This window comes from Sphingobium sp. Ant17 (assembly GCF_000588875.1).
Lineage (GTDB): Bacteria > Pseudomonadota > Alphaproteobacteria > Sphingomonadales > Sphingomonadaceae > Sphingobium.
In genome coordinates, this window is record NZ_JEMV01000025.1 from 20,458 (window position 1) to 33,272 (window position 12,815).

Consider the following 12,815-nt stretch of genomic DNA (forward strand, 5'->3'; position numbering starts at 1 on the left):
CCGGATCAGAGGCGCGCTAAGCGGATTTATTTATTTTCACAACAATAATTAAAAACGTCATGTTCATCGACCACGGGCCGCTCGACCACAACAGAGGGGCTTCTCATGATCAAGACCGTTTTTGCCACCGGCACCGCCCTTGCGGCGCTGTGTTCCACTTTCCTTACGCCCGCCTTCGCGCAGGATGCCGTCCCCGCCGAACAGGCGGCCGAACTGGGCGGCGAGCAGAGCGACATTATCGTCACCGGTTCGACCCGCGCCCAGCGTCGCTTCGACGTATCCTACGCGATCAACACGATCTCGGCCGAGGACGTGGAGAAGATCGCACCCGTCAACTTCGCCGATCTGATCGGCCAGCTGCCAGGCTTCCAGACCGAAATCACCGGCGGCGAAGTGCAGAATATCTATCGTATCCGCGGCCTGCCCAATGATGGTGGCTTTGTAAGCTTCCAGCAGGATGGCCTGCCGCTCTTCCACGAAAATGACGGCGTCTTCTTCCGCGGGGATGCCATTTTGAAGCAAGACCTGATGACCGACCATGTCGAGGTCGTGCGCGGCGGCCCTGCCCCGGTCTATGCCAGCTATTCGGGCGCGATCATCAACGCGATCACCGTGACGGGCAGCGATACGCCGCGCGGCAAGGCGCAAGTGACGCTGGGCGATACCGGCCTCTATCGGCTGGATGCCTATCAGGCCGGACCGCTGGGCGAAAATACCTATTATGCGATTGGCGGCTTCCTGCGTCAGCATGATGGCTATCGGGACAATGGTTTCCCCAACGACAAGGGCGGCCAGATCCGCGCCAACATCAAGCATGATCTGGACAATGGCTCGATCAAGCTGAGCCTCAACTATGTCAACGATCACAACGTCTTCTATCTGCCGATCCCGACGGCGGACCCGCGCGACCCCAGCGTTTCGCTGAACAAATATATCGACTTTTTCGAAGGGACGATGAACTCGCCCGCGCTGCGCAACGTCAATTTGAAATATCGCGATGGCGCAGGCGTGATCCAGAGCGGCACAAGTGATCTGGCCGATGGCCGCCACATGCAGATGATCAACATCGGCGCGCAATATGAAGCCGAATTCGACGGCTGGCTGGTGTCGGCCAAGGCCGGCTACACCCAGGGCCAGCTGGATTTCACCGCCTTCTATTCGACCACCAACCCAACGACCCTGACCGCCTTCCTGGATGCCGGTGGCACCAACAGCATCCGCAACCGGGCGAACACCGCCTTCGGCACGGCCAGCCGCTTCGGCCTCACGCTGGCGGGGACCAACACCGTTTATGACCCTGACACCGCCTCTGGCCTGATCATGCAGGGCCAGTATCGCGACATTCATTCCAAATATTATTCGGCGCAGGGCAATTTCTCGGTCGCCAAGAAGTTCGATACCGGCATCGGCAGCCACGACATCAAGCTTGGCCTGTACACCAGCGCCTATGGCGAAAGCAGCCGCACCACGTTTCAGAATTACCTGATCGAAGTGGCAGGACAGCCGCGCACGCTCGACCTGGTTGCCTATAATGCGGCGGGCACCGAAATCGGCCGCGTCACCGACAATGGCGTGCTCAACTATGCCGCGACACTCAACCAGGGCGATTCGGACGCCACCATGTTCGCGCTCTATGCCAACGACACGTGGGAGATCATTCCCGGCCTGCGCATCGACGCCGGCGTCCGTCACGAACGTTACAGCTATAAGGGCTGGGCGGCGCTGACCGAACAGGTCAATCTGGGCGATACCACGACATTGGCCGACGACACCACGCGCGGTTTCAGCGGCGTCATCGTCAATTCCAAGCTGAAGCCTAACGTCACCAACTGGACGGTCGGCGCAAATTATGACTTCAGCCAGAATGTCGGCGTCTATGGCCGCGCGTCGCATCTGGAGACCCCGCCCAATGTCCAGACGGTGATGAGCATCAATCCCACGATCATCACCACGGTCGCGACCAGTTTGAGGTCGGGTTGAAGTTGGCCTCGGGCCGTTCCTACCTTTATGTCACGGGCTTCTATACCAATTTCGATCCGCTGAACGCCTCGTTCCTCGCCTTCGACCCGACGACGGGCCGCAACGACGTGAACATTCCCTTTATCGGCGAAGCCCAGGTCAAGGGCGTAGAGTTCGACGCATCAGTCGCGGTCACCCCCTGGTTTTCGCTCAACGGGGCACTGACGATCAGCGACCCGAAATATAAGAACTTCCAGAGCGCGACCGGTGCGGACCCGGAACAGGCCGAGGGCAACCAGATCGTCCGCCAGCCGAAGATTTATGGCAATATCCGTCCGAGCTTCGACTTCCAGACGGGCGAGACGGATATCTCGGTCTATGGCCGCTACACCTATATGGGTAAGCGTTTCGTCGATCTGTACAACAACACCGCCCTGCCCGCTTATGGCACGATCGGTGCGGGCGTGACGGCGCGCCATGGCAGCTGGCAGATGCAGATTGTGGGCGACAATCTGTTCAATGCCCATGGCCTGACCGAAGGTAACACCCGCACTGACTCCCTGAGTGGTCAGGGCAGCGCGGAAGCCATTTACGGTCGGCCGATCTTTGGCCGCAACTTCCGCTTCGTCATCAGCAAGTCCTGGTAATGAGGGGGAACGTAGCACGGACGGCGACTCTGGTCGCCGCTATGGCTGCGGTTATGTTCGCGACGGTCCCGGCGCAAGCCGGGGCCGTTCGCGACGTCGTGACCGAACGGCTTTCGCAGCGGCTTTTTCCACTTCTGGACGGGACGGGGCGAGACCCGGCTGCTGTTCGGGCACTGATATCCAGGTCCGGCATGACCGCCTTGCTGGACGGTCGGCGGCAGCGTGTCGCTGGCTGCGCGCAGGATATGTTCTGCGTTGCCCAGGCGCTGATCTGGACGGAATCGGAGGTCGACACCTTGGCCAAGGCCATCCCCGCGCCAGCGGGCCTGAACACGCCCGACGATGGAGTGGCAGCGCAAGCCCGGCGCGAGATCGAGGGCATCAATATAATATTGCGCACCTATGGCCTGGGCCATCCTGCCGCCTATGCCGAGATTGACGGGGCCGGTACGATCGACCCCCGGGAACGCCAGTCCCGGCTTCAGGCCGCCTATTGGCTGTCACGCACCCCACGGATCGCGTCGGCGCAGGCGCTTGACCCGAGCATCGACTATGCACTCGCCTTGCTGGACGGCAGCGACCGGGCCGACGCGATCGGCTTCGAACCGCTGACAGGCGGCGCGAATGCAGCCGCCATGGCACGCGCGAAAAAGCTCGACTGGAGCCGCTATCGCTATTCCGCGCTGATCGTCACGGGCGTAGGGCCAGAGGTGCCGGACATGGCGATCAGCCCCTTTGGCAAATATCATCTTCGGCTGGCCGCCAGCCGCTTTGCTCAGGGGGACGCCCCCTTCATCATCGTGACGGGAGGCAAGGCGCATCCCCGCGCAACGCGCTTTGCCGAGGCCGAGCAGATGCGCAACGCGCTGATCGAACGCTATGGCGTTCCGGCCAACGCGATCCTGATCGAACCCTATGCCCGGCATACGACCACCAATTTGCGCAATGCGACGCGCCTGTTGATGGCAATGGATGCCCCGATGGATCGCGATGCGGTTATCGTCAGCAACCCCGGCCAGAGCGCTTCGATCGAAAGCCCGCAGTTCGTCACACGCAACCAGCGGGAGCTTGGCTATCAGCCAGGGCAAGTCGGCCGCCGCCTGTCGCCCACGCAATTGCTGTTTCGCCCGTCCCGCGCATCGGCGCGGGTCGACCCGCGCGACCCCCTCGACCCCTGATTTCGGAGCCAAGACGATGCGACCCCTTCTCCTTGCCCTCACCACGATCAGCGCGCTGGCGTTGCATCCGACCGCCGCCCATGCTTGGGGCCAGACCGCCCATGCCGTGATCGATCGTGCGGCGATAGAGGCCATCCCGGATGATGGCCCCGTCTTTCTGCGCAAGCATGTCGACTATATCGCGCGCTCGGCCTCACTGCCCGATAGCTGGCGGGGTGACGCGGAAAATTTCTCCAAGATGGATGAAGACCCCAATCATGGCTGGTTTCGGGAACAATTCACTTTCGTAAACCCCATCCCGAGATCACGCCACGAATTCGTCCTAGCGCTCTACAAACACTATCAGACGATCAAGGACAGCGATCCGCAGACCGCGCAGCGGACCAATGTGCGCTGGACAGGCACCCTACCCTATGCGGCGATGGAGGCCTATGAACGGTTGATCACTTGCATGCGCTATGTCCGCAAGGCCCAGGCCGAAGGTGGCGATGCGTCGATCCCCGAACAACATTGCGCCTTTCAGGTCATACGCCTGGGCCATTATATCGGCGATGGGGCGCAGCCGCACCATGACTCGATCCATTCCGACGGATGGCGCGGCGATAATCCCAAGGGCTACACCACCGATCGGTCCGTTCATGGCCGGTTCGAAAGCCAATTCGTCGATGGCATGGGCCTGACCACGGCGGACATCGCGCCGCGCATCGGCGCACCGCGCCGCCAGAGCGGCGACATGTTCGACGCGGTGCTGGGCTTCCTGAACAAAGCGGGCGACATGGTGGAAGATCTCTACAAGCTGGAGAAACGCGACGGCTTTGCCGATTTCGCCGACAAGGATGTGCGCGCGTTCGTCTATGACCGGACCACGGCCGGAGCCGCGATGCTGCGCGACATGCTGTGTCGCGCCTGGGCCGAAAGCGCCTCGCCGCCAGCCAAAATTACCCCATCGCCGCTTGATGCCAACAATCCCCGTTTCAACCCGGAAACCGGGTCGGCACCGGGCTGAACGATCGCGGTTACCGAAACGCGCGCTTGCTCCTATATGCCAAGGCACGGAGCAAGCGCGCATGGCGGTCGTGGCTGATCTCGCTGACGCGCATCAACCATATCGCACCGAAGCTGCCGACCACGGGTATGCCCAATCCCATGACCAGCATCCCCGTCTGGACAGACGCAGGCTGGCTGGCATCGGGCGCATAGCCAAGCCAGCCGAGCGTCCAGCCGATCAGCGCGGTGGAGGCGGCGCCGCTTGCCTTCACCACCACCAGGTAGAAAGCGAACAGTCCGGTTTCGAACCGGCGATGGTGATGCCAGGCAACGAAATCGACGGCATCCGCCAGCAAGCCCCAAGGCAGCATGAAGATGCTGGCGAAGCCGAAGCCGATCAGCATTGCGCACGCGATCAGGGCGTTGGGCGAGGCGAGGGACAGAGCGAACAACGCTATGCCGATGATGGCGACGGCATGACCCGCCGCCAGCAGGGCGGTCTTGCTGAAACGGCCGGTCATCGATGTCCAGACGAGCACGCCCAGAAACTGGCCAATCGTCAGCCCCAGCAGCAGCATTTTTACCAGATCAGGGCGTTGGATCACATAAGTGCCGATGTATAAAAGCATCCTGCCGAACATCGGCATGGCAAATCCCGTGATGAAGGCGAGCAGCGCCAGCGCGATGATCAAGGGGTCGCGTAGCGGTATGGCAATGCCGTCCCCCGCAATCGCCGGATTATCTGGCCGCGTTGCTTCGCTGGCCGAAGCCAACGCGCTCAGGATCATCGTCACGGCAAACAGGATGCAGGCGATGACCCCGGTCATGGCAAGGCGGTCGAAGTCCCCGGTTCGCCCCGCGGCCTGCACCATAGGCGCAAGGATGATCGCAATCGCCAGCGAACTGATCGTACTGAAGAACAGCCGATAGCCCGACACGCGACCCCGCGATCGGCTGTCCGAGGTTACCCGCGCCATCAGCGCATTATGCGGCACATCGATCACCGCATAGGCCCCACGAAACAGCAGCAGCCCGGCGGCCACGATCCAAAGATCGCGCACGCCCAGGGCTGGCAGTGCGTAGAGCAAGGCGAAGGCCGCGCCGCAGGGAATGGCGGCCGCCGCAACCATCCAGCGATAACCTCGCCCGGCGCGACGAAGGCGAATAACCAGCTTTGCCGCCAACAGATCAAAGACGAGATCACCCAGCACCGCGACCAGCATCAAGGAACCAGCGCTTGTCGGCGATTGGCCGAGCAGGTCGGTCAGGAGAAACAGGATGGTAAGATCAGCTCCAGAAAAGAGCAGCGCCTTGCCCATGTTGCCAGAGGAATAAGCGAGCAATCGACCTTCGCGCCCCGCCCGTTCGCGCAGCAATGCCCGCCGGTGCAGGCTCTGCGTTGAGGCTCGCGACGATGTCAGCACATTGTGTCCGCTTAACCCATGCCTGCACGCGGATGCGCCGACATTCCGGGGACGGCGCCTAGTGGCGCACTCTTACAGTTTGGAGACTCTCGCGACTCTCGCGCGTGAGAGAGCAAGGCCACCGGCAGGGCAGGAAACCGCCATTTGCGCCGATCCGCCAAATCGCCCTATAGCCAAATACCTGTAACGGGAAGACGAGACCCGGAATCATGTGTGGCGGTCGATTTGGGATATGTGGATGAAACGCCAGAAAGCCTCCAGCCTTGCCGACCTTTCCGCGCTTGCTGGCGTTTCCATATCGACGGTTTCCCGTGCTTTGGCCGACAATCCGCTTGTCGCGATCGCGACCCGGGACAAGATCAAGCAGCTGGCTCGCGAGCATGATTTCCAGATCAATGTCGCTGCGCGCAATTTCCGGCTCCGGCGGACGGGTGCGGTGGGGGTGATCCTACCGCTCGGCCATGAGACCGAGCAGCATCTGACTGATCCCTTCTTCATGAGCCTGATCGCGTCGCTGGCCGATGCACTGGCCGATCAGGGCTATGATCTGCTGCTGTCGCGCATCATTCCATCCAATGACACATGGCTCAAAGCCTTTGTCGAATCGGGCAAGGTCGATGGCGTAATCATCGTTGGGCAATCGGACCAGATCGATGTGATCGAGAAAGTGTCGGCACAATATGGGCCGCTGATCGTCTGGGGAGCATCGATCCCCGGTTATAGCCAATTGACCGTCGGATCCGACAATTTCGAGGGCGGACGGTTGGCCGCGCAACACCTCCTGTCTCAGGGCCGGAAGAAGCTGACTTTCGTTGGCAATCCCGCCGTGCCGGAATTCGAGGCACGCTTTGCAGGCTTCAACCTCGCGATCGCGCAAAGCGGTGCGCCGCAAGGGTCAGTCCTGCCGTCGCATGTGACACCCGAAGCATCCTATGCGACCGTGCGAGATTATCTGAGGGATGAAGCCGTGCCCGATGGCATCGTCGCTGCGTCCGACGTGATTGCCCTGAGCGCGCTGCGGGCGATTGCCGACCATGGGTTGCGCGTGCCCGATGACGTGGCTGTTGTGGGCTATGACGATGTGTTCATTGCCGAACAAACCACGCCTTCATTGACGACCATCCGGCAGGATGTGGTGCTTGGCGCGCAGATGATGGTCGACCTGCTGTTCCAGCGCATAGCGGGAGAGGATGCCGCCTCCATCTCTCTGCAGCCGACACTTGTGCTCCGCGCTTCGGCATAAACCAGCTTTGAAATCAGGCAGGTAGCACCTTAGTATGCAAGTTTTGCAAACGTTTGCATTTGTCGTTGCAAACGTTTGTTTTTTGAAATATCTGTCGACCGACAAGATAGCTGCGCATAGGGGATGATCGTTGAAGGCTAAGGCAAAGGCTGCGCCATATTTGGCTGGGCGACATGGCCGCCGCGACGATCTTGCCGCTTCCCTCGTCTTGCGTCCTTTCCCAACGCCTTCTCCGGCCGTTCTTGCCGCCGGGCCGAAGTCGGGCCTCCGCCAAGGACTGCACGCTTTGGCGGGGGTCATAACACCAGCGGGCATCGGCGCATGAGTAACGTGCCTTTCACCAGCCCTTGGACCGCGGGCGACGTCCAGCGGATCAATCCAGCTACAGCGCCTTGCGCTCCGATCATCCCGACGCAGCGCCGCGTGATCGAGACGCTGGACCTGTGGGATTATTGGCCGGTTCAGGACGTCGATGGCCACCCGGCCGCTATTGCAGGCGGCACGCTGTTCATCGCGCTGTCGGCACCCATTCTGCCCGATCCGGACGCCAGACATGCCGTGGCGCGGATGCAGATGCTGCATCGCGTTGAGGGTGAGTGGCGCGATCTAGGGCCGGTTTTGCCGGACGATTTTTCGCCCGGCAGTCGCGAATGGTCCGGTTCGGCCATCCTTTCGCCCGACGGCGGGACGATCACGCTTTATTATACCGTGGCCGGCGTCCGGGGCGAGGTGGAAACCAGCTTTGCCCAGCGGCTATTTTTTACCTGCGCGGCCTTGACCGTTCAGGATGGCGCCATAGCGCTTTCGCCCTGGTCGGAGCCTATCGAGTTTCTGGAGCCGGACGATCTCCATTATAGCCGCGACATGGCAGGCGGCGGCGCGGTCGGCACGATCAAGGCATTTCGCGATCCGGCCTTTTTCCGCGATCCGGCCGACAATCAAGACTATATCCTATTTGCCGGATCAATCGCACGGTCGCGCTCGGCATGGAATGGGGCGGTTGGCATTGCGCGCCAGGTCGCTGACCAGGAGTGGGAGGTCTTGCCGCCGCTCGTCGAGGCGGATGGGCTGAACAATGAGCTGGAACGCCCGCACGTCATCATGCGGGACGGGCGCTATTATCTGTTCTGGTCGACGCAGACCAAGGTGTTCGCGGCCGATGGTCCGGCTGGGCCGACCGGGCTTTACGGGATGGTCGCGGACAGGCTCTTTGGACCCTGGCGACCGCTCAACGGGTCGGGGCTGGTTTTCGGCAATCCACCGTCCGCGCCATTCCAGGCCTATAGCTGGCTGGTGCTCCCTGATCTATGCGTGCAGAGCTTTGCCGACCTGGTCGGGTTGGCGGAGCCGCCGCGCGATGTCGCGCAGGCGCGAGCGCATTTCGGCGGCACCCCTGCCCCTGAATTGCGCCTTATCATCAATGGTGAGAAGGCATGGCTAGCATGATGGCACCGGAAACCATGATCGCGGGCGTCGAACTGGGCGGCACCAAATGTATCGCGACGCTGGCGCGGGGGAAGGATATCCTGCGGCAGCAGCGCTGGGCCACCGAGGGGCCGGAGACGCTGGACCGGGTTTCGGCGACCTTGGCGGGGTGGCAGGACGAAGTGCCGTTCGAGGCAATCGGAATCGGCAGCTTTGGCCCGCTATGCCTGGACCCTGGCAACGCGCATTTCGGCCGGATCGAAAATACGCCCAAGCCCGGCTGGGCGGGGGCGGATGTGCATGGGCATTTCGCGCGGCGCTTCGCCCTGCCCGTCGGCATCGACACCGATGTCGGTGGTGCGGCGCTGGCCGAAGGGCAATGGGGCGCGGCGATGGGATGCGCAGTGCATGGCTATGCGACGATCGGGACGGGCGTTGGCCTTGGCCTGGTGGTCGATGGCAAGGCGGTGCATGGCCGCCTTCATCCCGAAGCAGGGCATATGCGCATTCGGCGGACGCCGGGCGATATGTTCGCTGGTGCCTGCCCTGCCCATGGCGATTGCCTTGAGGGACTGGTGGGCGGTCCAGCGCTTGCAGCGCGGGCAAACGGCGCGCTGGCGGATATGCCCGATGACGATCCGCTTTGGGATCGGGTGGCGCGCGAATTGGGCGAATGGGTGGCGATGCTGATCCTGTGCGTGTCGCCCCAACGCCTGGTGATCGGCGGCGGGGTGCTGGATTTCCGTCCGACGCTGCTGGCCAAGATACAGGTGGCGGTCGCCGCCAATCTGGGCGGCTATCTGGCGGGCCTGGATCTAGCCGCCTTGGAGACGCTGATCGTGCCCCCCGCCCTGGGGCGCGATGCGGGACCATTGGGTGCAATTGTCGTGGGGCACAATGCGCTGATGGAGAGCCAGGCATGAGCGGATGGCGCTATTCCGGCATAGCCGCGGCGATCGTGGCGCTGAGCGGCTGCACGTCGTTGACCGATGTCGCGCCGACCGCAGCGGTCGGGGATCGCTGCGCCGCCTTTGCATCGGCCTTGCAAGGCCATTGGCCCGATGCCTCGACGCGCGTGACCAGTGCGGTGTTCGTTCCGGAAGGGCCAGCGCCCAAGCCCGATCCGCAGGGCTTTCAATATGACAGCGCGGTTCCGCTGAAAGCGCATTGCGACGTTCAGGCGGTGATGGCTGAACGTACAGGCGTGGACGGTGAGAGCTATGCGATCAAATTCCATCTGCGCCTGCCGATGGCGTGGAACGGGCGTTTCCTGTTCCAAGGCGGCGGTGGGACCAATGGCGACATTGGCAATGCGTTGGGCGCGCTGGCTGGTGTTGGCCTCGTCACGCCTGCATTGGCCCAGGGCTATGCGGTCGTCAGCCAGGATTCCGGGCATGACAATGCTATCAACAGCGATCCAGCCAAGGGCGGTGCGGTGGCGTTCGGCTTCGACCCGGAAGCGCGGCGCAATTATGCCTATGCCTCTTTGGGTGCCGTGACAGATGCGGCCAAGGCGGCGATCGCGACCTTTTATGGCCGGGCGCCGCGCTATTCCTATTTTGCGGGCTGTTCCAAGGGTGGCCAGGAAGGGTTGGCGGTGGCCCATCGCTATCCTGATGCATTCGACGGGATCGTCGCGGCGGCGCCGGGCATGTCGCTGCCGCGCGCGGCGCTGGCGCAGGCCTGGGACGTGCAGACATTTGGACGCCTGGTGCCCCCCGGCCCCGATGGCGTGCGGCCGTTCGGGCAATTGGCGGGCACATTTTCCACCAGCGAATTGGGGATCGTTCGGCAGGCTATCCTGAAGGCCTGCGATGCCAAGGATGGCCTGGCCGATGGTCTGGTCGCGCATTATGGCCAGTGCGGCAATGAAGATGTGCTGCCGGTGCTGCGCGGTTTCGCCTGTACCGGACAGCGAAACGGACAGTGTTTGTCCAATTTGCAGATCGATGCGCTTGTCCGGTCCATGTCCGGTCCGCGCAAGAGCGATGGGTCACCCCTCTATGTCCGTTTCCCTTGGGACGGCGGGGTCGGCGAACCGGGCTGGGCGGTATGGAAATTGGGATTGGCCAAGGAGGGCGTTCCGGCGCTGAGCATCGTCGTCGGCGGATCAGCCCTGTCCGCCATCTTCCAGACACCGCCCAAGCTGGTTGCCGCCGATCCGCAGGGGATGATGCAGTGGCAGATGGCCTATGATTTCGATCGGGACGCCGACGCCATCTATCGCGCGCAGGCTCCCTTCCCGGCTTCGGGCTGGGACATGATGTCGGCGCGATCGCCCGATATCGATGGGTTCCGGGCCGCTGGCGGCAAGCTGATCGTGCCGCATGGCGCGGCCGATCCGGTCTTCTCGCTGGACGACACGCTGCAATGGTATCGGGAGGTCGACGCCCGTTATGCGGGCAAAGGCGCGGACACCGTGCGCGTCTTCCCTGTGCCCGGCATGAACCATTGCGAGGGTGGGCCATCGACCGATCGCTATGACGCCTTTGCCGCGATGGTCGATTGGGTCGAGCAGGGCCGTGCGCCCGAACAGTTGAATGCCGTGGCCGCTGCGGCCAGTCCATGGCCGGGCCGTACCCGTCCGATCTGCCGATACCCCGCCTATGCCCGGTACAAGGGCCAGGGCGATGTCGAGAAAAAGGAAAGCTTCGAATGCGTAAGAGGATGATAGGCCGGCTTGCCCTTGGGGTCATCGCGATGCAGGCGGCGTTGCTGCCGATGCAGGCGGTGGCGGCGGACGATGGCCGGTGGGTGGCAAGCTGGGCGTCCAGCCCTTCCCTGCCCGTGGCCAAGCTGCCGTTCGATTTCTGGGAGCCTGCGCCGGAGGTGCAGGGGACCATCCGCTATCATCTGCGCCTGAGCGCGGGCGGAACCAAGGTTCAGGTGCGCCTGTCAGGCGACACCCAGCCGACCGACGTCGCGATCGGCAGTGCGACCATTGCCCTGGCCGACGCGCAGGGTCGGATCGATGCGGCCAGCATCCAGCCTTTGACCTTTTCGGGGGCGCGATCGGTACGGTTGCCCGCAGGGGCGCCCCTCTTGTCCGACCCGCTGCCCTTGCAGGTGAAGCCGGGCGCAGTCGCGGTCGTCAGCGTCTATCTGCCCGCCAAGGTCACAATGCCGCAGGCCGACCCTAATCACAGCGCCGAGTGGGCGGTCGGTGACGACCAGACCGGGGTGGCGACGCTGCGCAATACCAAGTCGATATCCATGCGTGAAATCGTCACGTCGGTGTTCGTGCAGTCGGATAAGGACGCCCGGACGATCGTCGCCTTTGGCGATTCCATAACCGATGGCTTTGGGGCCAAAGATCCGCTGCTGCGCGGTTGGCCAGGGCAGTTGGCCAAGATGCTGAACGCGAAGGGGATCGCCAATGTCGGCATCGCCAATGCGGGCATCGGCGGCAATCGGGTGTTGCGCGAAGAAGTCGGGCCGAGCGGTCTGGCGCGGTTCGACCGCGACGCGCTGGCCGTGCCTGGCGTTACCGACATCGTGCTACTGGAAGGTATCAACGATCTGGGGCTGAGCGGTCTGGACAATCCGCGCACCGACGGACTCCATGACACGATTACTGCCGATGACCTGATCGCTGGCTATCGCCAGATGATCGCGCGGGCGCGGGCGCAGGGCATCCGGGTCCATGGCGCGACGCTGACGCCGTTCCTGGGTTCGACCTTTCCGGGCTATGCGACGCCTGCCAAGGAAGTGATCCGCCAGGCGATCAACCAGTGGATCCGCACCAGCGGCGAGTTTGACGGCGTGATCGATTTCGACGCCGCCGTCCGCGATCCCGCCGCGCCCGACCATATCCTCGCCCAATATGATTGTGGCGACAAGCTCCACCCGTCGGACGCGGGCTATGCCGTCATGGCCAAGGCCGCATGGGACCATTTCAACTTTTAAATCATAGCATGAAAACAAGGACTTGGATCGAAACAGGGTGACGATC

Annotated in this window: 8 protein-coding genes and 1 pseudogene; 8 read left to right on the forward strand and 1 reads right to left on the reverse strand. The window is 62.8% G+C overall.

Going from position 1 to position 12,815, the window contains the following annotated elements:
* The first annotated feature begins 105 nt into the window (after positions 1–105).
* From BF95_RS12605 to BF95_RS29170, 3 genes and pseudogenes are all read left to right on the forward strand, one after another.
* Positions 106–2,606: pseudogene (locus tag BF95_RS12605) on the forward strand (TonB-dependent receptor).
* Positions 2,606–3,784: a YdcF family protein gene (locus BF95_RS12610; protein ID WP_043151751.1), complete on the forward strand. Its 1,179-nt coding sequence runs from the start codon at positions 2,606–2,608 to the stop codon at positions 3,782–3,784. The pseudogene BF95_RS12605 and the gene BF95_RS12610 overlap by 1 nt, the downstream one beginning before the upstream one ends.
* A gap of 16 nt (positions 3,785–3,800) precedes the next feature.
* Entirely contained in the window at positions 3,801–4,790 is a 990-nt protein-coding gene (locus BF95_RS29170) for a nuclease (protein ID WP_235209724.1), read from the forward strand.
* A gap of 10 nt (positions 4,791–4,800) precedes the next feature.
* Here BF95_RS29170 and BF95_RS12620 read toward each other — a convergent pair whose 3' ends face one another.
* Entirely contained in the window at positions 4,801–6,195 is a 1,395-nt protein-coding gene (locus BF95_RS12620; RefSeq protein ID WP_235209725.1) for an MFS transporter, read from the reverse strand.
* A 238-nt stretch (positions 6,196–6,433) separates the two neighbouring features.
* Here BF95_RS12620 and BF95_RS12625 point away from each other — a divergent pair, with 238 nt between their 5' ends.
* The 5 genes from BF95_RS12625 (at position 6,434) to BF95_RS12645 (ending at position 12,769) form a co-directional block, all read left to right on the forward strand.
* Positions 6,434–7,438 (forward strand): LacI family DNA-binding transcriptional regulator, encoded by a 1,005-nt coding sequence (locus tag BF95_RS12625; protein ID WP_043151772.1) that lies wholly within the window; start codon positions 6,434–6,436, stop codon positions 7,436–7,438.
* Positions 7,439–7,759: 321 nt separating this feature from the next.
* Positions 7,760–8,884: a glycoside hydrolase family 68 protein gene (locus tag BF95_RS12630; protein ID WP_043151752.1), complete on the forward strand. Its 1,125-nt coding sequence runs from the start codon at positions 7,760–7,762 to the stop codon at positions 8,882–8,884.
* Entirely contained in the window at positions 8,872–9,786 is a 915-nt protein-coding gene (locus BF95_RS12635; protein WP_081764151.1) for an ROK family protein, read from the forward strand. Before BF95_RS12630 ends, BF95_RS12635 begins: the two co-directional genes overlap by 13 nt.
* A complete protein-coding gene (locus tag BF95_RS12640; RefSeq protein WP_051519996.1) occupies positions 9,783–11,534 on the forward strand; it encodes a tannase/feruloyl esterase family alpha/beta hydrolase in 1,752 nt (583 codons plus the stop codon). The genes BF95_RS12635 and BF95_RS12640 overlap by 4 nt, the downstream gene beginning before the upstream one ends.
* Positions 11,519–12,769, forward strand: a complete 1,251-nt coding sequence (locus BF95_RS12645; RefSeq protein WP_161774294.1) for an SGNH/GDSL hydrolase family protein — start codon at positions 11,519–11,521, stop codon at positions 12,767–12,769. The genes BF95_RS12640 and BF95_RS12645 overlap by 16 nt, the downstream gene beginning before the upstream one ends.
* Positions 12,770–12,815: the final 46 nt, after the last annotated feature.

What these genes read in the sequence shown, in the direction of transcription:
- BF95_RS12630 (WP_043151752.1), top strand. Translation starts at nt 7,760, where the DNA reads ATGAGTAACGTGCCTTTCACCAGCCCTTGGACCGCGGGCGACGTCCAG.
- BF95_RS12640 (WP_051519996.1), top strand. Translation starts at nt 9,783, where the DNA reads ATGAGCGGATGGCGCTATTCCGGCATAGCCGCGGCGATCGTGGCGCTG.
- BF95_RS12645 (WP_161774294.1), top strand. Translation starts at nt 11,519, where the DNA reads ATGCGTAAGAGGATGATAGGCCGGCTTGCCCTTGGGGTCATCGCGATG.
- BF95_RS12625 (WP_043151772.1), top strand. Translation starts at nt 6,434, where the DNA reads ATGAAACGCCAGAAAGCCTCCAGCCTTGCCGACCTTTCCGCGCTTGCT.
- BF95_RS12635 (WP_081764151.1), top strand. Translation starts at nt 8,872, where the DNA reads ATGGCTAGCATGATGGCACCGGAAACCATGATCGCGGGCGTCGAACTG.
- BF95_RS29170 (WP_235209724.1), top strand. Translation starts at nt 3,801, where the DNA reads ATGCGACCCCTTCTCCTTGCCCTCACCACGATCAGCGCGCTGGCGTTG.
- BF95_RS12610 (WP_043151751.1), top strand. Translation starts at nt 2,606, where the DNA reads ATGAGGGGGAACGTAGCACGGACGGCGACTCTGGTCGCCGCTATGGCT.